This is a genomic window from Streptomyces sp. NPDC040410, from assembly GCF_055595715.1.
This window is the reverse complement of sequence record NZ_JBVIVK010000009.1, coordinates 169679-196678: the sequence shown is the minus strand read 5'-3', so window position 1 is coordinate 196678 and position 27000 is coordinate 169679. Positions and strand designations below refer to the sequence as shown.

Here is a 27000-nt window from a genome sequence, read left to right as displayed (position 1 = left end):
TGCGACGCTGGAGTGGAGAGGTGTCCGAGGAGGGCAACCCGGGAGGGCCGATGGGACGCGACGTCCCGGCGCTGGTCTTCACCCGCGAGGACCGTCGCCGGTACCGGATCAAGATGCAGGAGTGCCTCGATGCGTTCGCGCAGATGCTGCGCGAGTCACGGTTCGAGTCGGAGCGGCCCCAGGTGGGGCTGGAGATCGAGCTGAACCTGGTCGACGACCGGGCTGAGCCGGCGATGCGCAACATCGAGGTGCTGGAGGCGATCGCGGACCCCGCGTGGTCCACCGAGCTGGGCCGGTTCAACCTCGAGATCAACGTTCCGCCCCGGCGTCTGACGGAGGGCGGCCCCGATGACTGGGAGTCCGAGATCCGCGCCGCGCTGAATCACGCCGAACAGCGCGCCAGGTCGGTCGGTGCACATCTGATCATGATCGGCATCCTGCCTACGCTGCGGCAGGAGGACGTGGGCGAGGGGGCGCTCTCGGAGAACCCGCGCTACAGGCTGCTCAACGACCAGGTCTTCGCGGCCCGGGGCGAGGACCTGCGGATCGAGATGGACGGCATCGACCGGCTGCGGACCTACGCGGACACGATCACCCCGGAGGCCGCGTGCACCAGCACCCAGTTCCACCTCCAGGTCTCCCCCGAGGAGTTCGCCGACTACTGGAACGCGGCGCAGACGATCGCCGGGGTCCAGGTGGCGCTGGCGGCCAACTCACCCTTCCTGTTCGCCAAGGAACTGTGGCACGAAACCCGGATCCCGCTGTTCGAGCAGGCCACCGACACCCGGCCGCAGGAGATCAAGGTGCAGGGAGTGCGGCCCCGGGTGTGGTTCGGAGAGCGGTGGATCAACAGCGTCTTCGACCTGTTCGAGGAGAACCTGCGCTACTTCCCCGCACTGCTGCCTCTGTGCGACGAGCAGGACCCCGCGCAGACACTGGACCAAGGAGACGTCCCCGAACTGGGTGAGCTCACCCTGCACAACGGCACCATCTACCGCTGGAACCGACCGGTCTACGCCATCGCCCACGACAAGCCGCACGTGAGAGTGGAGAACCGCGGGCTGCCCGCCGGCCCGACCGTAGCCGACACCCTCGCCAACGGTGCCTTCTACTACGGACTTACCCGCGCCCTCGTGGAAGAGGACCGGCCGGTGTGGTCGAGGATGTCCTTCCAGGCCGCCGAGGACAACCTGCACACAGCGGCGCGACACGGCATCGAGGCCCGACTGTACTGGCCCGGAATGGGCGAGGTGCCGGTACCCGAACTCGTCCTGCGACGTCTGCTGCCGCTTGCACACCATGGACTGGAACGCTCCGGCATGGACGAAGCCTGGCGCGAACCCCTGCTCGGCATCATCGAGCAACGGTGCGTCACGGGCCGCAACGGAGCCATCTGGCAGAAGGAGATGTTCCACCACATAGCCGCCAGGACCCATACGGGCCGCCACGAAGCCCTGCGGCGGATGACACAGCAGTACATCGACTACATGCACCTCAACGCCCCGGTCCACACGTGGCCCGTCGACTGACACGGGAACACGGGGCGCTGGGCGCGGCGAATCCCAGGCGTTCAAGGAGCCGGTGGCGCCGACGGGTGGCAAGGTACCGTGCCCCACGAAGAAGGGGTGCACGTCCGGTCGGCCGCCCGTGGCCACGTGGCCGTCACCCTATTTCACCGCGGTGAGCGTCGCGTAGACCACGATGTTGCCCTGGTATCCGGCTTTCCTGACGTAGCCGCCGCCACAGGTGATCACCCTCAGCTCGGGCTTGTCGGAGCTGCCGTAGACCTTCTCGTTCGGGAAGCTCGCCTTCTTGTAGACCTCCACGGCGTCGACGGTGAATACGGCCGTACGCCGGTCCGCCCGGCTGATCTCGATCCTGGCGCCCTTGGTCAGCGCGCCGAGTCGGAAGAAGACGGCCGGGCGGCCGGTACGCAGGTCCACATGCCCCGCGATCAGGGCTGTGCCCGCCGAGCCTGGTGCCGTGCCTTTGCCGTACCAGCCGGCAAGGTTGCGGTTGTCGGCGGGCGGGGGCTTCAGTGCCCCTGCCCGGTCGAGGTCCAGCTTGGTCAGGGGCGCGTTCACGTTGATGGCGGGAATCCGAAGCGAGACGGGCGTGGCGGAAGGCAGCGGCGGCACGGCGAGCGCTGATGCCGAGGCAGTGCGGCTGGGCAGCGTCGGGCCTGCCACGGGGGTCGAGAAGGCCTGGCCTGCCGACGGCTGTGGTGGCTGCCGGTCGTGCATCGCGCCGATCACCAGTACGGCACCTGCCGCCAGTAGCCAAGCCAGATGCTTGGCCGAGGGGACGAACGGGGGTGGGGAAGCGCTGGTCTTGTGCCCGGGTTCCATCGCGGTTGAGCCTCTTGCCTGCAGCGGGGTGGGTTCTTTCCATGCGGCCCCCGGACGTGAAACACGGTGCCGGGGGCCGATGCACGGCGGGAGTGCGTGTCAGGTCTGGTTGCCGGGCGAGCGGCGACGCATTCTGACCAGGCACCCGGCGGCGGCTGCCGCGAGCAGCACGCCGCCCACAGCGAGCTGCGTGTCCCTGTCTGTGGCGTCTCCGAAACCGGCTTCGACGGCGCCGTTCGGCCGGCGGGCGACGATCTGGTACGTATCCGTGAGCTTGATCCGGGGTGGGCACTTGAGGGTGACGGTGTCGGTGGTGGGTGCGGTCCCCGCCGGGATCACGAACTGGCCGGTGAGCACACCCTTGCGGTCGCCTGCGAAGAGGTGGAACTTCCCACCCACCTCCGACTCGCCCTTGCCGTAGGTCTCCGTTCCGCAGGCCGTGGTGCTGACGGTGACCGTAGAGCCGGGCGTGGCCTTCCACGGGCGGATGTATACACCGGAGTCATCGGCTGCTACAGCGGCCGGACTCTGCAGAGCCAGGACACCGGCAATCAGGCCGATGCCAACGCCAACGTGTCTGTTTCGCAAGGGAATCCTCCAACGGAGCAGTGGCCGGCCTGTCTGCGCGGCGCCCCTGTACTGCTCCACTGACGAGGCAACCGACGGTCCGTCAGGTCTGCAACCTGACGCATCGACAAATGTGTCACTCAGCCAGGCCTATTGGCTGCTCGCATATGATCATTTACGCAGGTCACTGGAGCAGAGACCTGCGCGAAGGAGGAATTCACCACGGGACAGCGAATGGGTTAACGACTGCGGTGCGCGAGTTGCTGCCGCGGCCTGGTGCTGCCCCAACATGGTTCGGCGTGAGCTGATGGCCCACCAGATCAAAGCGGTCCAGGCCTCCTTGGAGGCGGTCCCGGGAGGGGCGGCGACGTGAAACCACCCCACACGGTCCACGCGGCCGCCGACCCCGCGGCCGGCGCCACCACGACGGCGGTGGGACATACGGAATCCGGGAGCGGGTGGTCGGGGGGAAGGGTTTGCGCGCTGCGAGGAACACCAGCGCGGCCAGTGCGTGCGCGGGGCCGCGGGCGCGGGCCGGCGCGCCCCGGAAGGACTCGGGCCAGAGGATGTGGTGGGTACGGATGCCCGGCCCCAGGCTGACCGCCTCCCGCCGACGGCCACCGATCACGCGCCTCACAGCCCAGTCGCCCCTTCGTGCCCTGCCGGGCCCCGCGGCACACGCGCACCGCGGAGGCCAAGAACCAGCACGGCCCTTCCGTACCGCGCGCCCGACGGCATCCGTGGAACCACGTGATCCACTACGTAGCCTGGCCCGGCGCACGGGCGTCATCCGAACGACAGCGGGCGTCATGAAGATCTGCGGATGGCCTGGCACTTGCCCGTTGCCGGCACGCGCCACGTGCGCTCACCCGGCTCACCCGGCTCACCCGGCTCACCCGGCTCAGCCGCAGTAGCAAAGTGCCCGGCACGGTGGAGCGTCCGCACGGGGCTGTGGAGCCGGTCTCCGCTAACCTTGTGAGGAGGACATGACCGCCCATACAAGGAGTCGTCATGGACCCTGCACATGATCAGGTTCTCGTCGCCGCTCCTGGTGACAGGAGGCCGGGGCCCAGCACTCCGGGGATGGACCGGCAGGAGGCTTTCGCCACCGATGCGACGTGGTCGGGGTTCGTCCGCACCGAGGCCGGGATGGTCTCCGGCTGGCATCACCACGGCGAGTACGAATCGGTGATCTACGTCCTCACAGGAGCCCTGAGGATGGAGTTCGGCCCGGACGGCTCGAATACGGTGGAGGCCGGCCCCGGCGACTTCATCTACGTGCCCAAGGGCGCCGTGCACCGGGAGAGCAATCCCTCGACGGAGCCCGCCGACATCATCGTCGTGAGGGCCGGGACAGGGCAGTCGACGTTCAACGTCGACGGGCCGGCACCAGGCTGAGGCTCCGCTCGGGATCCGCTCAGCGGCGGAGGGCCGCGAGGTCCGTACCCGGCAGGTGGATCCACCCTTCCGACCGGGCCGCCGCACGCTCCTCCGGAGAACTCGGCCGGCGGGTGTCCCCGACCAGGACGGCGCGGGCGACGAGGGCGCAGACCAGGGCGTCGAGGTGGTCGTGGCTGTCTGTGCACTCCGTGCGCACCGGCTCGGGAAGAGCCGACCCCAGTCCCGCCTCGACCGAGCGGACGATGTGCTCTCGGACGGAGCGCGCTTCGGGCGTGGCGCTCTTGTAACTGCGGGTGAGGCGGAGTCCCCATCGTCGAAGTGCCGCAGCGGGATACACCTCGGCGACCGGTCCGGAGCCGTCACGGGGCACGGGGGCGCCCGCCGCCCCGAGGGCGTCAAGGAGATAGGCCGCTCGCAGTGCCACGACGCCCAGGAGATCGGTGGACACCGACAGCGGTGGCCGCATCGAGGTCACTTTCCACGTAAGGTCGTCGGTCAGCCGGAACCGCAGCGGATTCAGCCCGGCCCGGCCGTCGGCACGCTCCTGGAACCGGGCGGGGGACGGCAGCCGCGCGCCCTGGTGGTGGGCTACGACCGTTGCCACGAAGCTCGACGGCCAGCCGAGCGGGCAGTCGAGGCCTGTTTTGTCGGCTGCCCGGACCATCTCCAGCAGATCCTCATCCCCTTCCGGGACGACGAATTCCGCCGTCATGCCGCCCGCCCCATCCCAGACCACCCGGCACACGGCGGTACGCCGTGCGCTCGCGGCCAGGTCGACGCCGACCGTCACCGTCTGCCGTTGCATCATGTCGGGATCCTCCCCCAGCACCCCGGGGCGGCCCAAGCCGCCCGGACGCGGAGCCGCGTCGAAACGGCAGACGTTCGACTCGACCGTTGTCGCGTCAGGCCGACGCCGACGTCCCGCAGGATCTCGGGGCGCGGCCCTCGGCGTCAGCGGCACCGGCCACGGCGGAAGGCCCGCGGACCGGCTTCAACGATCCGCGGGCTTAGCCGTCGGGATCAAGGGCGGTGATGCCCGTCGGCCCCGACAGGATCGCGAACACGTCACCCCACGCCTGCCGCGCCATTGCTCCTTCGGCGGACCGTGGCGCTGCGGCTGGCTCCATGGACCCCTTCTCCCAGCACCCGGAGGTGCGCCCCGACAACCACACCGCATCACCCGGATCCCCGTCGACCAGCCACGGTCAGAGCCTGTTGCGGCCAAGCCCCGCACGGGATCGATCAAAAGGTCGCAGATCGCTGAGCATTTCGAAGTTCCAGCGCCAGTCCCAAAGCATCACGCCCCTCTGGCGGACGCGCTCCGTACGGTTCGGTGTCGAAAGACCGGACCCGCCGAGCAGGTCCATGGAGCAGAGGAAAAGAGAACACCATGGCGAATGTCGAAATCTCCCTGAAGGAAATGATGACCGCGGTCGAGGGGGCGATGGGGGCCGCCATCGTCGACTACACGAGCGGCATGGCGCTGGGTACGCTCGGCGGCGGCAAGGATCTCGACCTGGTCGTCGCCGCGGCAGGCAACACAGACGTCATCCGCGCCAAGGTCCGCACGATGGAACAGCTCGGTCTGAAGGGCGAGATCGAGGACATCCTCATCACCGTCGGCAGCCAGTACCACCTCATCCGGCTGGTGAAGGGCCGTCACGGCGCCGGCCTGTTCCTCTACGTCGTCCTCGACCGGGCCCGGTCCAACCTGGCCATGGCCCGCCATCAGCTCAAGCGCGTCGAAGCGGAACTCGAGGTGTAAGCAGGCACACGCCCATCGGCTCCGTATGCCCGCCACTTGAAGACTTCTTCAACTCGCGAGATCCACATCAACACAACTTGGGGTTACGCGGAGCCCTGAGCAGCGAAAATCGGTGCGCATGACGCGCGCGGCGGCACGCGCAGGCCGCCGCATCACCGAGAAAGAACGCCCTTGAATGCGGCAGGGAGCGAGCCATCACCATGCAAGTGCCCCTCTACCAGGCCAAGGCCGAGTTCTTCCGCATGCTCGGCCACCCGGTGCGCATCAGGGTCCTGGAGCTGCTGCAGAACGGTCCCGTCCCCGTGCGGGACCTTCTCACCGACATCGACATCGAGCCCTCCAGCCTCTCGCAGCAGTTGGCCGTACTGCGTCGCTCCGGAATCGTGGTCTCCGTCCGGGAAGGCTCAACAGTCAGTTACGCCCTCGCCGGCGGCGACGTGGCCGAACTTCTGCGCGCCGCACGCCGCATCCTCACGGAACTTCTCGTAGGACGGAACGAACTCCTCGCAGAACTGCGCCGAACCGACGCCCCGCTCCCCAACCCCCACTCCGGCACCAGCACCAGCACCAGCACCAGCACCAGCACCAGCAGCCGGACATGACAAGGGACATCCACCGCTCGTACCGACTTGAATCGTGAACTGGTGTGCACAGCATGTCTGTTGGGACGTAGGTTGTGCGTTGAAGATCCTGCCTTGGCTGAGAGACGGACGGTACTCATGAGCGACCATGCAACGACGCCTGGACCCGCGGCCCATCAGAAGATCGACACGTCGGTGCCGCACTCGGCCCGGATCTGGAACTACTGGCTGGGCGGCAAGGACAACTATGCCGTCGACGAGGAAGCCGGCGACGCGTACACCGCCGTGTTCCCCGGCATCGTCACCATCGCGCGCAGCAGCCGCGCCTTCCTGCGCCGCAACATCACATACCTGGTCGCCGATGCGGGCATCCGCCAGTTCCTCGACGTCGGGACGGGCCTGCCGACAGCCGACAACACCCATGAGGTCGCCCAGCGGATCGCCCCTGAGACGCGGATCGTCTATGTCGACAACGACCCGATGGTTCTGGCACACGCCCGCGCCCTGCTCTACTCCACTCCGGAGGGGGCGACCGCCTACGTCGACGCGAACGTGCTGGACCCGGACCGCATACTGGCGGCCGCCTCCGAGACGCTGGACTTCACGCGCCCCACCGCCCTGATCCTCAGCAACATCCTGGGCCATGTCGCCGACTACGACCAGGCACGCTCCATCGTCACCCGCCTGATGGACGCATTGCCGTCCGGCAGCTATCTCTCCATCAACGACGGTTCACGGGGCATCGACCCGGTCTTCGAACGGGCCCAGGACGCCTACAACGAAAGCGGCGCCGTCCCGTACATCCTGCGCACCGTCGACCAGATCGCGGCGTTCTTCGACGGCCTGGACCTCATCGCCCCCGGGGTCGTCTCGGTCCCCCTCTGGCGCCCGGAATCCCCCTCCCCCACCCCGGAATCCATCGGCGAGCACGGCGGCCTCGCCCGCAAGCCGTAACACCCGACGGGGGCCCCGGGCGCGGAGGCGGCCCGAGGCGACGCAACGATCCCGCTCAAGGCACAGGCCGAGGAAGTGGCCGCCTGCCGCTACGCCGACGCTCCGGGCCGTCGTCCGCGCCCATCACGCTGACCGAGGTCGCCCACAGATGGACGAGGATGCCACACACCTCATCCACGATTTCCTGCGCCTCCGCCTCGTCCGCGCAGTCGCCGAGCTCCCGCGCCGCCCCTCCGATGACCGTGGTCAGCACGATCACCCGTACCCGGCCCGCGCGACGCTGCTCGTCCACCTCCAGGAGCCGGGCGTTGCGCCGCACCCACGCACGGTCCCATTGCCGCCGTAGTGCGTCGAACCCCGCGGGGCCGTCGTCGTCCACGAGCAGCCTGCCGATGCGGCGGTTCTCCCAGGCGCCCTCCAGGTAGGCCCTCGTTCCCTCCACGAAGAGGGTGATGGGGTCTTCCGTCCCGCGGCTGCGCGCCGCCGCCAGCATCCGTGCGGTCCGGCGTTCCTGTTCCTCCCGGAAGTCCTCCCACAGTTCCAGGTACAGCCCCTTCTTTCCGCCGTAGTGCTGGAAGAGATTGCCCACCGGGATGCCCGAGCGCGCCGCGATCTCGGCGAGGCTGGCGTCGGTGTAGCCGCGCTCTGTGAACACCTCGAGCGCCGCGTCCAGCAGCGCTCGCCGGGCAGCCGGGCATTCCGGCTCGGGAGGAACCCCCTGCACGGCCGGCCGCTGACGCGCGGCCTGGGGCCGCGCCGGCTCAACGGTCTCGCTCACCGTTTGTCCTCGCCTTCTTGGACCCCGTCGCGGATGGCGAGGGCGACCAGCAGTTCCAGGAGGTCCGCGATACGGCGCGGATTGCGCCCCGTGCGTTCCTCGATCCGGCGCAGCCGGTAGTGCGCCGTGTTGTGATGTACGCGCAGCCGCTCCGCGGCCAGCCGCAGGTTCAGGTCCGCGTGGGCGAAAGCCCGCACCGTGGCCGCCAGCGGGGCCCCGCGCCTGCGGTCCTCGTCCAGGAGCGCGCTCACCCGGGGGTCGACCAGCTGCCGGGCGATGTCGTCGGCGCGCAGCGCCAGATAGTCGAACGGGGACAGCCGGGGCAGCGCCGCCACCCCGCCCTCGTCCGGAACGAGTTCGAGGGCTGCCCGTGCCTCCTGGTAGGCACGTGGCAGTTCGGACGCGCCCCGGGCGACCGTGCTGATACCCATGGAGAGCACGGTGCCCTCCCGGGCGAGCCGGCTTTGCATGGCGTCGAAGTGTGCGCACACGTCTTCCGCGTCCATGCCGGCGCGCACGACGGGCACGGCCACCACTTCACCGTGGCGCACGACCACCAGGGTTCTGCTGGCCCAGTAACCCGCGGCGTTGATCGCCGCGGTGGTGGCGTAGCCGTTCTCGGCCAGGGCCGGGTCCCCGGTGCGGGTGTCGCGGACACACGACGCCAGGACCACCATCATCGGTGAGTGGGGCCCGATGCCGTACGCCTGCGCGGCGGCGAGCAGCGGGCCGCGTGTCGGCCCCACGCCCGCCAGGAGCTGCTCCAGAAGGTCCCTCCGCTCCCGGTCCGCGTCCGCCACGATGTGCTGCTGGTACTCCACGTAGGCCTGCGCCGCATGCGTGCTGGCGAAGTCCACGTACCGCATCAAGGGCGTGACCAGGGACAACGCGGCCTGCTGCGCCGCGGGTGAGGTGCCCGCACACGCCATCAGCGCATCCCAGAAGACCTGACGGCCGACCCGGAAGGCACTCATCCAGTCCTCGAGGGCGAAGCCGGCGCGTGCTCGGCGCATGGCCGCCGCGCGGCTGAAGACCAGGTCCTCCGAGGCGATGTCCCGCTCACCAGCCAGCACCGTCAGTTTGATCCTGTAGTGCGAGAGCACCTGGTCCCGTACGTCGTGGAAGAACCGCTCGTCCTGCACCCCGTACGACGGGATCTCCTCACGCATCACCGCCACGGCGGTCTCCGCCACCTCCTCGACCCGGTCCTGCACGGCGCGCAGGATCCGCCGCCGCTCCTGTCGGAGCGGTTCGGGAAGGGCTGGGGTGCCCACGATGAGCGCACTAGGCATGGCGCTGATAGTTCATTGCGACCTCGTGCCGCGTCAACAGGTCCGGCGGCGGAGATTCCGGGGGGACTGTGCGCGGCGCACAGGTCATCGGACATGAAGTTGGGTTTCCGCACCCAATGTGCGCCCGGAACGCGCCCACCTACGGTGACGCTCTCCCATTCTCCTGGACCTCGGAAAGGGCGTCATTCATGCTCACGGTCGACGGCATTACCGTGCGCTTCGGCGGAATCACAGCTCTTGACGGCGTCGCGTTCGCCGTCGAGGCGGGTACCGCCATGGGGCTCATCGGGCCCAATGGAGCCGGAAAGACCACATTGTTCAACTGCCTCACCCGGCGCTGCACACCCGATGCCGGAACGGTGCGGTACGAGGACGAGGACCTGCTCGGCCTCGCGCCGCACGCCGTGGCCCACCGCGGCATCGCCCGCACCTTCCAGAATCTGGGCCTGTTCCCACGCCTCACGGTCCGCGAGAACGTCATGGTCGGCGCCCACAGCACGGGCCGCGCCGGACACCTCGCCGCGGCACTGCGGCTTCCCCGCATCCGGCACGAGGAGGCGCGGCTGCGCGCCCAGGCGGACGAGCTGCTGGAGCGGCTGGACCTGGCGAACGTCGCCGACCAGCCCGCCGCCGGGCTGCCGTTCGGCACGCTCAAGCGGGTGGAACTGGCCAGGGCGCTCGCGGTACGGCCCCGGCTGCTGCTGCTCGACGAACCCGTCAACGGTCTCAGCCACGGCGAGGTCGACGCGTTCGCTGACCTGGTGCGCGAGATCCGTCGGGACTTCGACCTCACGCTTGTGGTGGTCGAGCACCACATGGGTTTCGTGATGGGCCTGTGCGACCAGGTGGTGTGCCTCGACTTCGGACGCAAGATCGCCGAGGGCCCGCCGGAACAGGTCCAGCGCGACCCCGCGGTCATCGAGGCGTACCTGGGGGTCGCGGCATGAGCGACCACACCACCGACCGGCCCGAGGACGGCCGGCCGGAGACGGATCCGGCAGGGCAGGACCACCCGGCCGAAGGGCACTCCCCCGCGGCCACGCAGGACGCCCCGGAGAGCCGCGAGGCGGAGAGCACCGCGGCCGGTGAACCGGCCGAGCCGGACTTCCTGCGGGTGTCGGACCTGCACGCCGGATACGGTCAGGCCCGCGTGCTGCAGGGCCTCGACTTCTCCGTCGCACGCGGAGAGGTCTGCGCAGTCCTGGGGCCGAACGGCGCCGGCAAGACAACGACCCTTCGGGCCCTGTGCGGCATGGTCCGCGGCCGCGGCTCGGTGACGCTGAACGGCACGCAACTGCTGGGACGCTCTCCCGAGCAGGCCGCCAGGCTCGGTGTGGCACACGTGCCCGAGGGCCGGGGCACGTTCAGCGACCTGACCGTCGAGGAGAACCTGCGCGTCGGCGCCCACCTGCGCACCGGCGTCCTGCGTCGCGGCAAGGGCGAGCGCGCGGCCGTGGCGGCCGACCTGGAGCGGATCTACGGCTACTTCCCCAGGCTTCGCCAGCGCACCCGCCAGGCGGCGGGCAGTCTCAGCGGCGGCGAGCAGCAGATGCTCGCCATCGGCAGGGCGCTGATGCTGCGTCCCGCTCTGCTGCTCCTCGACGAGCCTTCCCTGGGCCTGGCTCCCCTGGTCACACGCGAGCTGTTCGAGATCGTCCGTGCCGTCAACGAGGAGGAACGCACCACTGTGGTTGTCGTCGAGCAGAACGCCCAGCTCGCGCTGGACATCGCGCACCGGGCCCACGTACTGGAGGCAGGTCGTCTGGTGCTGTCCGGCCCGGCCGACCAGATACGCGAGGACGGGCAGGTCGCCGAGGTGTACCTCGGGGTCTCCGTCCGCTCCCGGCAAGGTGGGGGAGCGTCGTGACCGAACTTCTCCAGCAGGTGGTCGAGGGCGTCGGTGCCGGCGCGGTGTACGCCAGCCTGGCACTCGCCCTCGTACTGATCCACCGGTTCACCGGAATCGTCAACTTCGCGCAGGGTGAGCTCGCCATGCTCTCCACGTACGTGGCGTGGCAGCTGATGGCGTCCGGCATGCCGTTCTGGCTGGCCCTGCCGGTCACCCTGGCGGTGTCCTTCATCGGCGGAATGCTGGTGGAGCGGGTCGTCATCCGGCCCGTGGAGGGCGCCCCCGAACTGACCCTCGTCATCGTCACGGTGGGCCTGTTCATCTTCGTCAACGCGGCGGCCGGCCTGATCTGGTCGTTCACCGTGAAGGACTTCCCGCAGCCGTTCCCCGACGGCGGCATCGACCTGGCCGGGGTGAGCGTCGGCTGGTCCACCCTCGGGATCATCGGCGTGGTGGCCGCCGTGATGGGACTGCTGTACCTGCTGTTCCAGCACACCTCGGTCGGCCTCGTCATGCGGGCGGTCGCCGCCAACCCCGCCTCCGCCCGGCTCTCGGGCATCCGCGTGGGCAGGGTGCTGATGCTCGGCTGGGGCCTGGCCTCGACGGTCGGCGCGGTGTCGGGCGTGCTCGTCGCCCCGCTGCTGTTCCTGGAGCCCAACATGATGGGCGGCGTCCTCATCTACGCGTTCGCCGCGGCCACTCTCGGAGGCTTCGACAGCCCGGTCGGCGCGGTCGTCGGGGGCCTGCTGGTGGGCGTGGCCGAGACGCTGGCCGGGGCGTACGTGGATGTCGTCGGCGCGGACCTCAAGATCGGTGTGCCGCTGGTGATCATCCTGGTGGTGCTGCTGGTGCGGCCGCAGGGCCTGTTCGGACGGGCGGCGGTGGAGCGGGCATGAGCACGGACAACGGGATCCTCCGCACACACGACAACCGCGCCAGGCGCCTTAGGGTCGCCCTCGTCGCACTGGCCGCGGCGGCCGCCGCCGTCGCCGTACCGTTCTACTTCGCCCCCTTCCAGGTCTTCCAGCTGACCATGGTGCTGGTGTACACGGTGGCGCTCGCCGGGCTGAACCTGCTGGTCGGACAGGGCGGGCAGATCTCCCTGGGGCACGGCGCGTTCTTCGCGGCCGGGGCGTACACGGCGGCGGTCATGCTCGACCGGTTCGACATCGGCCATCTGGCCACGCTTCCGGTGGCCGCCGTCGGATGCTTCCTGCTCGGCCTGGGCTTCGGCGTGCCCGCACTGCGACTGCGCGGGCTCTATCTCGCCCTGGTCACCCTCTCCTTCGCGGTGTTCCTGCCGCTGCTGCTGAAGCGGCTCGAACCGGTGACGGGCGGCTCCATGGGCCTGACCGTGGACAAGCCGCAGCCGCCGTCCTGGAGCGGCATGGCCGAGGACCAGTGGCTGTACTTCCTCGTCCTCGCTGTCACCGCGGTGGCACTGCTGGTCGCCCGCAATCTGCTGCGTTCCCGGGTCGGTCGTGCCCTGCTCGCCATCCGGGACCACGAGAGCGCGGCCGAGGTGATGGGTGTGCGGCTGTCGCTGCACAAGACCCTCGCCTTTGCGTGGAGCGGGATGTTCGCGGGTGTCGCCGGCTGCCTCTACACGTGGGTGATCGGCTTCGTCTCGCCCGACTCCTTCAGCTTCGTCCTGTCCATCACGCTGCTGGCGGGTCTGGTCGTGGGCGGACTGGCATCACTGTACGGACCGCTGCTGGGAGCGGCGTTCGTGATGTACGTGCCGAACGTGGCGCAGGACCTCAGCGAGGCCGCACCCGGTGTGGTCTTCGGACTGCTGATCATCGCGGTGATGTACGTGGCCCCGGCGGGACTCGCCGGACTGGTGGGCCGCGTCCGCGGTGCCGCCTCCCGTCACCTCCCACGCACCACCGCCCCGGACCGGGCGCAGACCCTCCAGCCCGATTCCTCCGCGATCCCCGCGGATCCCACCCCGCTCGACGCCGAAACCGTGGGCGCACCGCCCCGCACGGAAAAGGAATGAATCGAATGCGCAACAAGACCGCTCTGCGGGCGGCCGCAGCCGCGACCGCAGTTCTGCTCACCGCCACGGCCTGTGCCAGCCAGCGAGGGCAGGACGACAAGGACACCGCCGCCGACGGCGCGTGCAAGGGCCAGCAGACCACCGGCATCACCGACAAGACCATCAAGCTGGGTGGCATCTACCCGCTGTCGGGACCCGCCTCCGCGTACGGCACGATCAGCAAGGGCGCGGCCGCCTACTTCAAGTACGTCAACGAGAAGGGCGGCATTGACGGCCGCAAGGTCGAGTTCGTGGTCCGTGACGACGGCTACCAGCCGCCCAAGGCCGTGGAGGAGGCCAGAAGACTGGTCGAGCGGGAGAAGGTCTTCGCTGTCTTCCAGACCCTGGGCACGCCTTCCACGGCGGCCGTGTGGGACTACCTCAACAAGCAGAAGGTGCCGCAGCCCTTCGTCGCCACGGGCGCCTCCGTGTGGGGTACGGACGACAAGCACCCCTGGACCACCGGCTGGCAGCCCAACTATGTGGCAGAAGCACGGGTCTACGCCAAGTACCTCAAGGACACCAAGCCGAAGGCGAAGGTCGCGGTTCTCTACCAGAACGACGACTTCGGCAAGGACCTGCTCGGCGGGTTCACGAAGGCGGTGGCCGGCAGCGGAATCAAGGTGGTCGCCAAGGAGAGCTACGAGGTCACCGACCCGTCCGTCTCCGCGCAGATGGCCAACCTCGCCCGCTCGAAGGCGGATGTGCTGCTGAACATCACCACGCCCAAGTTCGGCAGCCAGACCCTCGCCGCGGACGCCAAGAACACCAAGTGGAACCCGCTGCACATCGTGAACAGCGTGTCCTCGTCCGCCGCTGTGCTCAAGCCGGTCGGCTTCAAGAACGTCCAGGGCGTGGTGTCGGCCACGTACTTCAAGGACCCCGCCGATCCGCAGTGGACCGACGACGCGGAGGTGAAGGCGTACCGGCAGGCGATGAAGAAGTTCGCGTCGGACGCCGACCCCACGAACCAGTTCAACGCCTACGGCTGGGCCGTCGCCTCCAGCTTGCACCAGGCCCTGGCCGCGATGAAGTGCCCGACCAGGGAGGGCCTGCGGGATGCGGTGCGCAATCTCAAGGACGTCAAGGTGGGCATGCTGCTGCCCGGCGTCACCCTGGCCACCGGGCCCGATGACGCCTTCCCGATCGAGACGATGCAACTGATGCGGTTCAAGGGCGAGCGGTGGTCGCTCTTCGGCAAGCCGCTGGACACGCGCAAGGAGTTCGGCCCGGTCACCCACTGAGGCGTTCGGCCCGCTCGATCACTCCGGCGGGGGCGGGGACGGACAGCTCGTTCGTCAGGCTCCGCCCCCGTCCGGACGGTCCCGGGGGACGTATGGTGAAGGCCACACCCCTTACATACTTACTGGTCGGTATCGTCGTCACGGGTCGGCCCTTGTCGACGACACACCGGGGCCGCGCCGCCCCGCCCCGATGGAGGAATCCTGTGAAGGCACTGACCTACCGCGGCCGCCACGACATCCGCTACGAGGACGTCCCGGACCCGGCGGTCACCAGTCCCACCGATGCGGTCGTCCATGTCACCACGGCCGGTATCTGCGGCAGCGACCTGCACATCTACGGAGGCAACGGGTTCAGCCCGGAGGTCGGCTACACGCCGGGACATGAATGCGTCGGCGTGGTCGTCGAGACAGGCGGCCAGGTCACCCGCTTCAAGCCCGGCGACCGGGTCCTGGTTCCCGCCTCGGTCGGCTGCACCCTGTGCAGAACCTGCGCGGTGGGGCTCACCGCCAGGTGCGAACGCGCCCAGGCCCCGACGGATGCGTGCTACGGAGTAAGTCCGCAGCTTCCGGGCAGTCAGGCCCAGGCCCTGGCCGTGCCCCACGCCGACGTCAACCTGGTGCACCTCCCCGAAGGCATCTCCGACGAGGCCGCCGTCGTCCTGACGGACAACGCCCCCACAGCCTGGTACGGCTGCCGCCGCGCCCGCATCCAGCCCGGCGAAACGGTCCTGGTCATCGGCCTCGGCCCGGTCGGACTCATGGCCGCGCAATCCGCCTTCGCGATGGGCGCCGCCCGTGTGCTGGGCGCGGACCTGGTCGCGGAGCGGCGTGCCTTCGCCGCCACCATGAACGTCGAGCCGGTCGAGGGCGAGGACGCGCGGGCGGCCATTCGGGAGATGACCGCCGGGCGGGGACCGGACGCCGTGGTCGAGGCCGTGGGTTCGGACGCCACCATCGAACTCGCCCTCAAAGCCGTCCGCCAGGCAGGGCGGGTCAGCGTCATCGGGGTCAGCCAGAGCAAGGCCTTCCCCTTCCACATGGGACTGGCCCAGATCAAGGAGCTCGAGTTCGCCATCGGACTCTGCTCGATCCATTACGAACTCCCCGCGCTGATCCCGCTCGCCCAGGCCGGCCGGATCACCCCGGAGGCCGTCGTCTCCCACCGCGTCCCCCTCTCCCAGGGGCCCGCCGCGTACGAACTGTTCAACAGCCGCGCCGACGGTGTCCGCAAGATCCTGCTCGACCCGGCCCGGTGAGCCACGTGGACGGCCCGTCGGCCCTCGGCTGATCAGCACTGACCGCGGCATCGAGCCCAAAACGTGACGTGCAGCCTGCTTACAGTCATTCCGACCAGTCGGTATCGTGCGCCGCCGTACCCATTTTCCCAGCTCACCCCCGGCTCCGAGCCGCACCGGAAGGCCAGGCGATGACATACGCCGATGACAACTGGTACCCGCCACCAGCCCCGACGCGATGGGCGCAGGCACCGTCCGATCCCTATGGACACGCCCCTCGGTACGACTCGTACGGATACGACGTCTCTCCGTACGACTCGTACGGGCAGGCCCCCTGGCACGGGCATGACACGCACGAGAGCCTTCGGCCGAGTACCGACCTCGCCGCCCTCCGCTCGGCCTACCGCCTGCTCCGCCGGGTCTCCACGCTCACCGCGCTCGGCTCTTTCGTGGTGTACGTGGTGCTGTCCTGCTTCGCCCCGGACGTGATGGGCTCCAGGATTGCCGGGGAGCTGAGCCTGGGCATGGCCCTCGGGGTCCTCCAACTCCTCGTCACCTTCGCGGCGGTCTTCTGGTACGGACGCAGCGCACAGCGCTCGGTGGACCCGTTGGCTCTGGTCGTACGGGAGCAGGCGGTCCGGGCGGGCAGCAACACCGGGACGGCGAGATGAACGACTTCAGTGCCGGGACACAGGCCGTCATCCTGATCCTGTTCGCCACCCTGGTCACGCTCACGCTGCTGATGTGTGTGATGGCGGGACCGGAACGCGACGATCTGACGAACTTCTACACCGGCTACCTCTCGCTCACCCCGCTCAAGAACGGGCTGGCGATCGCGGGCGACTACATCTCCGCGGCCACGGTGCTGAGCACCACCGGCATCATCGCGCTCGCCGGATACGACGGCTATGTTCTGGCGGTCAGCACAGCTCTGTCGCTGGTCCTGCTGATGTTCCTGCTGGCCGAGCCCCTGCGCAACGCCGGCAGCTTCACGATGGGCGACGTCCTCGCCCGCACGATGCCCGGACGGGCCGTCCGGATCGCCTCCTGCCTCGTGACGCTCGCGGCGACCGTGCCCTTCCTGGTCGTGCAGCTCTCCGGGGCAGGGTCGCTGCTCACCTTCATCCTGGACATCCCGCACGGGACGGGTGCCAGGACGACGTGCATCGTCTTCGTCGGCAGCTTGATGATCGTTTACGCGGCGATCGGCGGCATGCGCGGCACCGCGCTCATCCAGATGATCAAGATCGTGCTCCTGCTCGGCACCAGCCTCGTCGTCGCCGTCCTGGTCCTGAACCGCTTCGACTGGAGCCCGGGCGATGTCCTCAGGGCCGCCCAGCAGGGCAGCGGGGCGGGCCCCGCCTACCTCACACAGGGCCTGCAGCTGGGCACCTCGGCCGGCGACCGGCTGGACTTCGTCAGTCTCCAGATCACCGTGATCCTCGGCGTGGCCTGCCTGCCGCACATCACGATGCGCCTGTACTCCGCGCGCGACGTACCGGCCGTGCGCCGCTCCATGTCCTGGGCGGTCAGCACGGTCACCACCTTCTGCCTGCTCGTGATCATCATGGGTACGGGCGCCGCGGCCCTGGTGGGATCGCAGTACATCACCGCGGCCGATCCGCACGGCAGGACGTCGGTGCTCATGCTGTCCCGGGCACTCAGCCAGGACGCCTCCGCCGTCGGCACGACGCTTCTCTTCGCGGCCGTGGCGGGCATGGTGTTCATCACCCTGCTGTCGTCGGTCGCGGGGATGACCCTGGCCGCGGCCTCGTCGCTCGCCCACGACCTGTTCGCCCATGCGGCGCGACGGGGACAGGCGGAGCCGCGTACGGAGATGGCGGTGGCGACGTGGGCGAGCGTGGCCGTGGGAACCGTTGCCATCGTTCTGGCCACCATGGTCCAGAACTGGGACGTCGGTGTACTGACCACTCTGGCCATCTGCATCGGGGCATCGGCGGTGGCCCCTGCACTGACCTACTCTCTGTTCTGGCGAGGATTCACCCGCACCGGCATGCTCGCGACCCTGTACGGCGGCGCGGCCTGCGCTCTGGTGCTGATGGTCTTCTCCCAGGCCGTTTCGGGCACGCCGTCCGCCGTCTTCCCGGACGCCGACTTCGACCTGTTCCCGATGCAGTCCACCGGCCTGGTCTCCATCCCGTTCGGCTACCTGGCGGGCTGGCTGGGCAGCCGTCTGGACCACCGGCGGCGCGCCGCCCAGAGCCGTGAGAACCGGCGGCTGTACGAGGAGAGCGAGGCACGGCTGCTCGCCGCAGCCGAATGACCACGGCGAGAGGGGGCGCGCCGTGCCACCGGGCGCGCCCTGCCGGATCTGCCTCCCCTCTTCCCGGTCTCAGACCGCGCTCAGCCCACCGTCCACCACCAGGCTCTGCCCCGTGATGTAGGAGGCTCGATCGGAGAGCAGGAAGGTGACGGCCTCGGCCACCTCCCACGCCGTGCCCTGGCGGCCGAGCGGGATTCGCTCGAACGAGGCGGTCCTCGAGCCCCGCCCCGCGGAGGCGCTTCGGCCCATCGGAGTGTCGATCAGGCCGGGGACGACGAGGTTGGCGCGGATGGCGCGTGGTGCGCCTTCCTTGGCGACATGACGGACGAGACCGAACAGTGCCGCCTTGGAACTGTCGTATGCAGGGGAGTTGGTGGCGGCACGGAGTCCGGCGACCGAGCCGATCAGGACGATCGCGCCGCCGTCGGCGAGTTCGGGCAGGCCGTGCCTCGCCGCCAGGAAAGGAGCACGCAGGTTGAGTGCCATCACGTCTTCCCAGTCCCGGGGCGAGGTGCTCGCCAGTCCGGCGCCGAGGCCTACTCCGACGTTGACCACGATGGCGTCCAGGCCGTCGAGGCGGCGGCGCGCCTCGGCGACCATCGCGGAGGACTGTGCCGGGTCGGTGGCATCACCCACGACGGTGATGGCGTCGGCGCCCTCCGCGCGGACGAGTTCGGCGGTGGCCGCGGCCGCTTCGGCGGATATGTCGGCGCACGCGACCGACGCGCCTTCACGTGCGGCGAGGACGGCAATGGCCCGGCCGTTGCCTTCTGGAGCCTCCAGGTCGTCGCTGGGCCGGGTGCCCGCGCCGATGACCAGCACCCTGCGGTCGGCCAGGCGGCGAGCCGCCGTGATTTCCGGCTCCGTTGCGCCGCTCATGACCGCCTCCCCTCGGCGGAGGCTGCGGGGGTGGACCCCATGGGGCCTTCGGTCGCTGCGGGAAACGCCGCTGGGCCGAAACCCGGATCGAGTTGTGTGCCGGCCGAGTTCAAGAAGAACGCCACCATGTGGTACTGGCCCACGAGCATGGTGATTTCGATCAGGCCGGCATCCTCGTGGTCCGCCGCGAGGGCCTTCCAGGTGGCCCTGGAGAGCCGTGCCTCGCGGTGGAGCTCATCGGCTGCGCGCAGCAGATGGCGTTCGGGCTCCGCCCATCCGTCGGCGTCCGGTCCGTGGGGAACGCGCGCGATCTCGGCCTCGGTGACACCGGCCGCTTTCGCCAGCGGGACGTGACGCCCCCATTCGTACGTGGACCCTGTGTGACAGGCGGTACGCAGGATCAGCAGTTCACGAACCCGGCCCGGCAGCCGGCCGCTGCGCAGCAGATAACCGCCGAACGGCATGAAGTGCTCGTAGAGTTCGGGATGGCGTACGAGAGTGGTGAAGATATTGGGAACCTGGCCTCCGGGATCCCGCGGGACCAGGGCGAGCAGCTGCCGGATCCGTGCGTCCCAGCGGTCCTCCGCCAGCGGGGTGAGGCGGGGGCCAGCCCCGGCGGCATCGCCGCGCGGTATGTCGTCTGCCGTCGTCATGGCAACCTCCAAATTGTCAGCTGTGGCACGGCCGTTCCCGGTGGTCACGTCACTGTGCGTGTCTGGCGGGGTCACTGTCGATGGCTCATCGGCAAACGCTGACGGGGGGAATTCTGTGCGCTCCTACAACACCCGTACGCGTCAGGGATGAGGGTCCATGGCCGGACCGGAGTACGCCGAAGAGGCACTGGAGGCGGTGATCGGCGGCATGCGCGCCAAACGGGGCGAGGTCGGCGACCGACTGCGCACGAGCCTGGCCGACCGCATTCCGTCCTACCGCGCCGTACCCCCCGAGCTGATCGAGGAGGTGTGGACCCGGCACTTCACACGTGCCCTCACCGTGCTGCGCGAGGGCCGGGTGCCCGCGCCCGAGCACATCGACGAGGCGGACGTCACCCGGGACCGTGCGGCCCGAGGCGTGCCCCTGGGCGACGGCCTGCGCGCCTTCAGAGGGGCGCTGGGAGCGATACGGGATCTGTTCCTCTCGGAAGCGACCCGGCATGGACTCGACCCGGTGCTGACCGTCGAGCGCGCCAGGGCCCTGTGGGAGCTCGCCGACAGCGAGAGTCTGCAGATCGCCTCGGTCCATCGTCAGGCAGAGATCTCCGCGGCCCTGTTCGACGCCCGTCGTCGCGCGGACTTCGTACGTGGCCTGCTCTACGGGACGCTCAGCGCGGTGGAGATCCACAGCGGTGCCGCGATCTACGGACTGGATCCTCAGCAGCGCTACCAGGCCTTCAGAGCCGTGCCGGGAGGCGGCCTCGGCGTTGGCCGGCTGGAGCGGCCGCTGGAGACGCGGTGCCGTGCGCACGGCCGCACCGCGATGCTCGCGGTGCTGGACGAGACGATCGCGGGAGTCGTGCAGACCAGACCCGTCATCGGTGGGCTGGAGGTGACCGCTGGGCTCGGCCCGCCCACGGAACTGGGCGAGGTCCACCGGTCCTTCCGGACCGCCGGCCGCCTGCTCGACGCGGCAGGTGCCTACGGCCTCACCGGCGTGTACGACCTGGGCGATCTGTCCTGGCGAGTGGCGGTCGTCGCCGAGCCGGAACTCTCCGGAATGCTCCGTGCCCGCTATCTGCGGCCGCTTGAGGCGGAAGGCGAGTTCGGCACGCTGGTCGAGGAGTCGGTGCGGCTGTACCTGGAGACAGGGCGGCGCATCGCCGACGTCGCGCGGAGCCTGCACATACACGTCAACACAGTCCGCTACCGTCTGCGGCGCTTCGAGGAACTGACCGGCGCCCGCCTCGACTCAGCGGATACGACGGTGGAGATCAGCTGGGCGCTGGCGGCGCGTGACCTGCGCCCTGCCGTCTCCCCGTTCGACGGCCCGGCGGGGTCACCTCGATCCACCTGACATCCACACAGGCTCAAGGCCCCAGGAGCGGCTGCTCGGTCCAGACGGTCTTGCCCTCGCGGGTGTAGCGGGTGCCCCAGCGCTCGGTCAGCTGAGCCACCAGGAACAGACCGCGCCCGCCCTCGTCCGTGGTGCGGGCGCGACGCAGGTGGGGCGCGGTGTGGCTGGCGTCGCCGACCTCGCAGACGAGAGATCGTTCACGGATCAGCCGCAGGGTCACGGGGCCGCTGCCGTAGCGGTAGGCGTTGGTGACCAGCTCACTGGCGATCAGTTCGGTGGTGAACTCCATGTGTTCCAGCCCCCATTCGGCGAGCTGGGCGGTGGTGAGCGCTCTGGCTCGGGCGGGGGCGGTCGGCTCGAGCGGGAGTTGCCAGGAGGCGACGTTATCCGGTGGCAGTACCCGAGTGCGCGCGATGAGCAGGGCGATGTCGTCAGCCGGCTGTGCGGGTACGAGGTGTTCGACGACTGCCTGGCACGTCTGCTCCAAGGGGTCCGCGGGACGTGTGAGCGCGGTGCACAGCCGCTGCAGACCCGCGTCGATGTCAGTGTGTGCTCCCCCGATGAGCCCGTTGGTGTAGAGCGTGAGCAGACTGCCCTCGGTCAGTTCGATCTCTCGGGACTCGAAGGGCAGGCCGCCAAGGCCGAGCGGCGGGCCCGGGGGCAGGTCGAGAAGGCCGGCCTCTCCGTTCGGTGTGGTCACAACCGGCAGGGGGTGCCCTGCGCGCGCCGCGGTGCACTGCCGGGAGACGGGGTCGTAGACGGCGTACAGGCAGGTGGCGCCGACGACCTGCTCGCCCGCGGGTTGCCGGCCGGCTGACTCCTGTTCCGCGGCAAGGAGGTTGACGAGGTCGTCCAGTCGGGAGAGGACCTCGTCCGGTTCCAGGTCAAGGGTGGCGAGGGTGTGCACGGCGGTGCGCAGGCGGCCCATCGTGGCGGCGGCGTGCAGCCCGTGGCCCGCCACGTCACCGACGACGAGGGCCACCCTGGCCCCGGACAGCGGGATGACGTCGAACCAGTCACCACCAGGACCGGGAGCCGTGCTGGCCGGGAGGTAGCGATGGGCCACGTCGACGGCCAGCTGGTGCGGAACCGTCCTCGGCAGCAGCGTGCGTTGCAGGGTGGACGCGGTCTGCTGCTGCTGGGTGAAGCGTCGGGCGTTGTCGATGCTGACGGCGGCACGCGAGGCGAGCTCCTGGGCCAGGGTGAGATCGTCCACCTCGAACGGCTCGGGGTGCCGCGCTCGCCACAGGCTCATCACGCCCAGCACCAGGCCCCGCGCGACCAGTGGCACCACGATCAGGGAATGTGCCGAGAGGTCCGGTGCAGGCTCGCCCTCGCGCGGTTCGGCGGAGAACCAGTCGGGCGAAAGGACCGGTTCGAGGACGGGACGCCCGTCGGCCAGGCATCTGGCCTGCGGTGTGCCGGGTGCGAACTGCAGCAGCCGCCCTTGCGGGTTCGGCAGGTCGGGCTGCTGGGCCACGACGCCGCGGACCGCGACCCGTGCGACGGGTACCGCCAAGGTCTGTGCCGGCTCCTCGCCGCGGGTCACCGGTTGCGAGACGTCCACCGACACGAAGTCGGCCAGGTGAGGGACCATCACATCCGCGAGCTCCCTGGCCGTCTCTCCCACATCGAGCGTCGATCCGATGCGGGCACCGGCCTTGTCGAGGAGCGCCAGCCGAAGCCGGGCGCGATGGCGTTCGGTGACGTCCTCGACCGTCTCGGCCACTCCCAGGACCCGGCCGGCGGGATCTTCCAGCCGGAAGGCCGAGACGGACGCGGCCCGGACTCGTGTCGGATCGTGCTCCAGACGGACGTACTGCTCGGTGGAGACCAGTGATCTTCCGGTCTCCATCACCTGGCGCACCCGCTGCACGGACGCCCGCGCGTCCTCGGAGACCAGCAGCGCGCCCGTAGGCAGTCCGCGGAATGCGGCGGCCGGCATTCCGGTGAAGCGTTCGATCGCCCGGTTGACCCGCAGAATCGTCATCTGGGGGCTGTGGACGGCCAGACCGATCGGGCACCGGCGGAACAACCCGTCGAGGACCGCCCGGTCCCTTTGCGACTCCAGGACCTCCACCGCGGGTGCACCGACGAGGAACCACTCGCGGACACCGTCATCGCGCAGGAGCTCGCGTGCCCTGAAGCCCATCTCGACGAGCTGCCCGTTGCTGTGCCGCACAGCCAGTACGCCGAACCAGCCCCCGTCTCTCCGGCACATCGCCACGGCGCCCTTGGCCGCCGTCATGTCACTGGGGTCGATCAGGACGTCGAGCGCCGGACAGCCGATCACCGCAGACCTGGGGTAGCCGAGCAGCTCCTGGGCGCGCCGGCTCCAGCCGACCACGATTCCGTCGTCGTCGAGCACCGCCGAGGCGGCATGATGCAGAGCGAACGGATCATCCTCGCTCTCGCTGAGCACCGTAATCCGCTTCTCCACCTCGGACACCACCTCGTCATCGGGTACCGATGTTCTCCCGCCAGGTTCTTCGCACGCTCAGGCACCGGCGTCACGCAGACCCCCGGGCGGGTCGGTCTCTGCTCCCACGCCCGGCACGCCGGCCGGACTGATGCCATGCCGTATTGAACCCGGTCAGGCCGGCGCTCCGCCGGGCGCCGTGGCACGGCGTAGCAGCCATCACCCGCACGGTCCCACATGGGTCCCACGGGGGATCCGCACCCATCCCACGTTAGACGCGGCTGCCCGCCCGGGGCGGGTGGCGTCTCTCCGAGTCGGGCACGGCCGACCCTGCCGGAGGCGGGCGTCAGGTCAGGGTCGACGGGACGATCCCGTACCGGCGCATCTTGCGGTACATCGTGGCGCGGGAGATCCCGAGGTCCTGCGCGGTGCGCTGGACGTTGGAGTTGCGGTCCAGCAACCCACGCAGAATGGCGTCGCGTTCCAGCGCTTCGATGGTGGTCAGGACCTTGTGCGAGGACACCCGGCATTCCGGCGGGAGGTCCTCCACGTGGATCATCCGGCCGGGCAGCCGCCGCGCCAGGCCACGGATCACCGACTCGAGCTGCCGGACGTTCTCGGGCCAGGGACATCGCCGCAGCATGGACAGCGCATCCGGGGAGAATCCGCTCTCGCCGCCGCTCGGCCGGTACTTGCGCAGGAAGAACCGCGTCAGGTGCTCGATGTCCCCATGGCGATGGCGCAGGGGCGGCACCTCCACCGAGCTGCCGCAGAGTCGGTCGAGCCGGTCGTCGGTACCGACCATCGACGGCTGGCTGGTCATGACCAGTTGCCCGGTCGAGGTGCCGTCCAGGTCCGTCAACAGGCCGGCCAGCCGATGCCGCAGGTCGTCGCTCAGGAGGTGGATATCGGGCAGGACGAGCACGTGCGAGGGCCCGGCAAGCAACTCTCGGATGTCGTGCAACCAGCGCTCGGTGGCGGCCGGGGCATCCGACAGCGGCGGTTCCGTCACCTCCAGCCGGCGTCCGGCGCCCTGGGCCCGGTGCAGGGCCTCGACCAGCGTCTTCTTGCCGACACCCGCTTCGCCCAGGAGATGCAGCCACGTCCCGGCCGCGAACGCCGCTTCGCTGTCGGCGACCGCGCGCAGCCAGTGCGGGGAGGAACCCGCCAGTCCCAGGTTCGACCGGGCGGGCGCGGCCGCGGGCCGGGGCTGGGGGCGCCCGATCAGCCGGACTCGGAAGACGGCGCCCGCGTCGCTGTCCTCGCGCCGACAGCGGCTGACCCTGAGTTCGGCGACCCGTCCGGACGGCAGGGCGATGCTGCGCGTCCCCTCCCACCACGCGTCCTCGGCGATCTCCCGGGCATGGTCGAGCAGCGCGTAGTGATCGGACCCCGTCACGGCCGCCCTGAACTGCTCGTTCATCATGACGACATCGCGGTTGAGGGCCAGCACGGGCCCTGGGCGCACCGAGGCGCACGCCTCCATGTAGTCCTGGAACAGGGCCCGCTCGCGCCGCGAGGTGATCGCCGCGATCTCGGCCTCGATCTGGGCGGCCACCGATCGGGCGAAGGCCATCAGCATGCCGTCCGAGCCAGGCTGGATGGTGGTGAGGTTGAAGGCTCCCAGCAGAGTGCGCCGGGTGGGATGCAGGATCGGTACGGCCGCGCAGCGGAAGTCCCGCAGTGCCTCGACGTAGTGCTCCCTGCCGGCGATCATGACGGTGCGGCCGCTGGCCAGGGCGGTCCCGATGCCGTTGGTGCCCACGTAGCGCTCGGCGAACACATGGCCCGGCGCCAGATGCACACGGTTGAGGTTCGTCGTCAGACCGTCGTGGGACACCTTCCGGGACAGCACCACACCGCTGCGGTCCGTGATCATCGTGGACACCGGGTCGTCGGCGAGCTGCTCGTGCAGTCTTTCCAGGATCGGCAGCGCCGCCCTGGCGAGGGGAGTGTCCAGATTGGGGTTGTCCAGGTAGGGAGCGTCAAGGCTGCCCGCCTTCACCCGGTATTCCATCGAGCGGTGCCACGAGGCCACCACGAGCGGCCGGGCGCTTGGATCCTTGGTGACTTCAAGGTAGAGCTCTCTGGCTGCTCTCAGTGAGCTCCCAGATGGATGTCGGGGCATTTAACACTCCCGTACGGCGCGCTTCACAGTCCCTCGGTGCAGTGATTGGACCAGCTCCACGGCGCCGCGCCTACGGCCTGTATCACATTGAGACATACGCGGACGGTTTCTGAGACATCGCCCTGCGAGCGGCGGCCGGTGTAATCGGCGCACCACCCACCCGCCGACTCGCAGGGAGCCGCGATGAAAGCCGTGCAGGTCATCGAGTACGACGAGCCACCCGTGCTCGTGGAAGTTCCGGACCCGAAGATCACCGGTCCGCTGGATGTGATCGTGAAGATCGGTGGCGCCGGAGTCTGCCGGACCGATCTGCACATCCTCGAAGGACAGTGGAAGGACAAGAGCGGGGTCGCTCTGCCGTACACGATCGGCCACGAGAACGCCGGCTGGGTCGTGGAGGTCGGGCAGGCCGTCACCCACGTCAAGGTCGGCGACCCGGTGATCCTGCACCCGCTGGCGACCTGCGGTCTGTGCCGCGCCTGCCGGGCCGGCGACGACGTGCACTGCATGAACTCGGCCTTCCCCGGCATCGACGCCGACGGGGGCTACGCCGAGTACCTGAAGACCACGGCCCGCTCGGTCGTGCCCCTCGACCCGTCCCTGGAGCCGGCCTCGGTGGCCGCCCTGGCCGACGCCGGGCTCACCGCGTACCACGCCGTGGCCAAGGCGGCCCGGGCGCTGCGGCCCGGCGACAAGGCCGTGGTCATCGGTGCCGGCGGACTCGGGCACATCGGCGTTCAGGTGCTGCGGGCCCTGTCGCCGGTGGAGATGATCGTCATCGACCGCAGCCCGGAGGCGCTCGCCCTGGCGAAGGAACTGGGCGCGGACCACACGCTCGTCGCGGACGGAAGCGAAGCCGAACGCGTACGGGAGCTCACCGCGGGGCACGGGGCGGAGGCCGTCCTCGACTTCGTCGGTGAGGGGGGCGCCGTCGAGACCGGTGTGTCCTGCCTGCGCCGCAACGGCAACTACCACGTCATCGGCTACGGCGGTCACCTGAACGTTCCGACGATCGACGTCATCTCCACGGAGATCAACTTCATCGGCAACCTCGTGGGGTCCTACAACGACCTGTCCGAGCTGATGGTCCTGGCTGCCCGCGGCAAGGTCACCCTGCACACCCAGCGATACCCCCTCACCTCCTTCCAGCAGGCGCTCGACGACCTGCACGCCGGCGCCGTACGCGGCCGAGCGATCTTGATCCCCTGATGCGTCCAAGGAGCAG

General features: G+C 69.7%; 24 protein-coding genes. 15 read left to right on the top strand and 9 right to left on the bottom strand.

All coding sequences use genetic code 11. The features are described 5' to 3' along the window. Positions 1–50 precede the first annotated feature (50 nt). Positions 51–1529, top strand: coding sequence for a glutamate-cysteine ligase family protein (locus ACZ562_RS20130; RefSeq protein WP_471180709.1), 1479 nt, complete (start codon positions 51–53; stop codon positions 1527–1529). Positions 1530–1667: 138 nt separating this feature from the next. Here ACZ562_RS20130 and ACZ562_RS20125 read toward each other — a convergent pair whose 3' ends face one another. Continuing rightward, positions 1668–2348, bottom strand: a complete 681-nt coding sequence (locus ACZ562_RS20125) for a class F sortase (RefSeq protein ID WP_471180706.1) — start codon at positions 2346–2348, stop codon at positions 1668–1670. A 99-nt stretch (positions 2349–2447) separates the two neighbouring features. Next, positions 2448–2936, bottom strand: a complete 489-nt coding sequence (locus ACZ562_RS20120) for a sortase (protein ID WP_471180703.1) — start codon at positions 2934–2936, stop codon at positions 2448–2450. A gap of 990 nt (positions 2937–3926) precedes the next feature. On the opposite strand from ACZ562_RS20120, the gene ACZ562_RS20115 reads away from it, so the two are divergent. Next, the gene (locus ACZ562_RS20115; RefSeq protein ID WP_471180701.1) at positions 3927–4313 is read left to right on the top strand and encodes a cupin domain-containing protein; all 387 of its coding nucleotides are present in this window, start codon (positions 3927–3929) and stop codon (positions 4311–4313) included. Between the two features lie 19 nt (positions 4314–4332). On the opposite strand, the gene ACZ562_RS20110 is transcribed toward ACZ562_RS20115, so the two are convergent. Next, positions 4333–5124 (bottom strand): DUF429 domain-containing protein, encoded by a 792-nt coding sequence (locus ACZ562_RS20110; protein ID WP_471180698.1) that lies wholly within the window; start codon positions 5122–5124, stop codon positions 4333–4335. A 582-nt stretch (positions 5125–5706) separates the two neighbouring features. Between ACZ562_RS20110 and ACZ562_RS20105 the strand changes: the two genes are divergently transcribed. The 3 genes from ACZ562_RS20105 (at position 5707) to ACZ562_RS20095 (ending at position 7616) form a co-directional block, all read left to right on the top strand. Beyond that, positions 5707–6081 (top strand): hypothetical protein, encoded by a 375-nt coding sequence (locus ACZ562_RS20105; protein ID WP_471180695.1) that lies wholly within the window; start codon positions 5707–5709, stop codon positions 6079–6081. A 200-nt stretch (positions 6082–6281) separates the two neighbouring features. Further along, positions 6282–6683, top strand: a complete 402-nt coding sequence (locus tag ACZ562_RS20100) for an ArsR/SmtB family transcription factor (protein ID WP_471180692.1) — start codon at positions 6282–6284, stop codon at positions 6681–6683. 117 nt (positions 6684–6800) lie between these two features. Continuing rightward, positions 6801–7616, top strand: coding sequence for an SAM-dependent methyltransferase (locus ACZ562_RS20095; RefSeq protein WP_471180689.1), 816 nt, complete (start codon positions 6801–6803; stop codon positions 7614–7616). Between the two features lie 55 nt (positions 7617–7671). Here the strand turns inward: ACZ562_RS20095 and ACZ562_RS20090 are convergent, their stop codons facing one another. Continuing rightward, on the bottom strand, positions 7672–8394 hold the full coding sequence (locus ACZ562_RS20090; protein ID WP_471180686.1) for a TetR/AcrR family transcriptional regulator: 723 nt from the start codon (positions 8392–8394) through the stop codon (positions 7672–7674). Next, the gene (locus ACZ562_RS20085; protein WP_471180684.1) at positions 8391–9686 is read right to left on the bottom strand and encodes a PucR family transcriptional regulator; all 1296 of its coding nucleotides are present in this window, start codon (positions 9684–9686) and stop codon (positions 8391–8393) included. The genes ACZ562_RS20090 and ACZ562_RS20085 overlap by 4 nt, the downstream gene beginning before the upstream one ends. 188 nt (positions 9687–9874) lie before the next feature. Between ACZ562_RS20085 and ACZ562_RS20080 the strand changes: the two genes are divergently transcribed. The 8 genes from ACZ562_RS20080 (at position 9875) to ACZ562_RS20045 (ending at position 18339) form a co-directional block, all read left to right on the top strand. Further along, complete coding sequence (locus ACZ562_RS20080) at positions 9875–10633, top strand: ABC transporter ATP-binding protein (protein WP_471180681.1); 759 nt, start codon at positions 9875–9877, stop codon at positions 10631–10633. Continuing rightward, positions 10630–11553, top strand: coding sequence for an ABC transporter ATP-binding protein (locus tag ACZ562_RS20075; RefSeq protein ID WP_471180678.1), 924 nt, complete (start codon positions 10630–10632; stop codon positions 11551–11553). Before ACZ562_RS20080 ends, ACZ562_RS20075 begins: the two co-directional genes overlap by 4 nt. After that, entirely contained in the window at positions 11550–12431 is an 882-nt protein-coding gene (locus ACZ562_RS20070) for a branched-chain amino acid ABC transporter permease (RefSeq protein WP_471180676.1), read from the top strand. Before ACZ562_RS20075 ends, ACZ562_RS20070 begins: the two co-directional genes overlap by 4 nt. After that, the gene (locus tag ACZ562_RS20065; protein WP_471180674.1) at positions 12428–13537 is read left to right on the top strand and encodes a branched-chain amino acid ABC transporter permease; all 1110 of its coding nucleotides are present in this window, start codon (positions 12428–12430) and stop codon (positions 13535–13537) included. The genes ACZ562_RS20070 and ACZ562_RS20065 overlap by 4 nt, the downstream gene beginning before the upstream one ends. 5 nt (positions 13538–13542) lie before the next feature. Further along, on the top strand, positions 13543–14820 hold the full coding sequence (locus tag ACZ562_RS20060; protein ID WP_471180671.1) for an ABC transporter substrate-binding protein: 1278 nt from the start codon (positions 13543–13545) through the stop codon (positions 14818–14820). Between the two features lie 203 nt (positions 14821–15023). Next, positions 15024–16076, top strand: a complete 1053-nt coding sequence (locus ACZ562_RS20055) for an alcohol dehydrogenase catalytic domain-containing protein (RefSeq protein ID WP_471180668.1) — start codon at positions 15024–15026, stop codon at positions 16074–16076. Positions 16077–16246: 170 nt separating this feature from the next. Then, entirely contained in the window at positions 16247–16726 is a 480-nt protein-coding gene (locus tag ACZ562_RS20050; RefSeq protein ID WP_471180666.1) for a DUF485 domain-containing protein, read from the top strand. Beyond that, entirely contained in the window at positions 16723–18339 is a 1617-nt protein-coding gene (locus tag ACZ562_RS20045) for a sodium/solute symporter (protein ID WP_471180663.1), read from the top strand. Before ACZ562_RS20050 ends, ACZ562_RS20045 begins: the two co-directional genes overlap by 4 nt. A gap of 69 nt (positions 18340–18408) precedes the next feature. On the opposite strand, the gene ACZ562_RS20040 is transcribed toward ACZ562_RS20045, so the two are convergent. Beyond that, positions 18409–19218 carry an SDR family NAD(P)-dependent oxidoreductase gene (locus ACZ562_RS20040; protein WP_471180660.1) on the bottom strand — a complete coding sequence of 270 codons (810 nt, stop codon included), beginning with the start codon at positions 19216–19218 and terminating at the stop codon, positions 18409–18411. Continuing rightward, complete coding sequence (locus tag ACZ562_RS20035; protein WP_471180657.1) at positions 19215–19871, bottom strand: carboxymuconolactone decarboxylase family protein; 657 nt, start codon at positions 19869–19871, stop codon at positions 19215–19217. Before ACZ562_RS20035 ends, ACZ562_RS20040 begins: the two co-directional genes overlap by 4 nt. A gap of 157 nt (positions 19872–20028) precedes the next feature. Here ACZ562_RS20035 and ACZ562_RS20030 point away from each other — a divergent pair, with 157 nt between their 5' ends. Continuing rightward, positions 20029–21228: a PucR family transcriptional regulator gene (locus ACZ562_RS20030; RefSeq protein ID WP_471180655.1), complete on the top strand. Its 1200-nt coding sequence runs from the start codon at positions 20029–20031 to the stop codon at positions 21226–21228. 13 nt (positions 21229–21241) lie between these two features. Here the strand turns inward: ACZ562_RS20030 and ACZ562_RS20025 are convergent, their stop codons facing one another. Together ACZ562_RS20025 and ACZ562_RS20020 are read right to left on the bottom strand one after the other, a co-directional pair. Next, a complete protein-coding gene (locus ACZ562_RS20025) occupies positions 21242–23668 on the bottom strand; it encodes a SpoIIE family protein phosphatase (protein ID WP_471180653.1) in 2427 nt (808 codons plus the stop codon). A gap of 325 nt (positions 23669–23993) precedes the next feature. Continuing rightward, entirely contained in the window at positions 23994–25664 is a 1671-nt protein-coding gene (locus ACZ562_RS20020; RefSeq protein ID WP_471180651.1) for a sigma-54-dependent Fis family transcriptional regulator, read from the bottom strand. Positions 25665–25958: 294 nt separating this feature from the next. Between ACZ562_RS20020 and ACZ562_RS20015 the strand changes: the two genes are divergently transcribed. Continuing rightward, positions 25959–26984 carry an NAD(P)-dependent alcohol dehydrogenase gene (locus ACZ562_RS20015; protein ID WP_471180648.1) on the top strand — a complete coding sequence of 342 codons (1026 nt, stop codon included), beginning with the start codon at positions 25959–25961 and terminating at the stop codon, positions 26982–26984. The last annotated feature ends 16 nt before the right edge of the window (positions 26985–27000 follow it).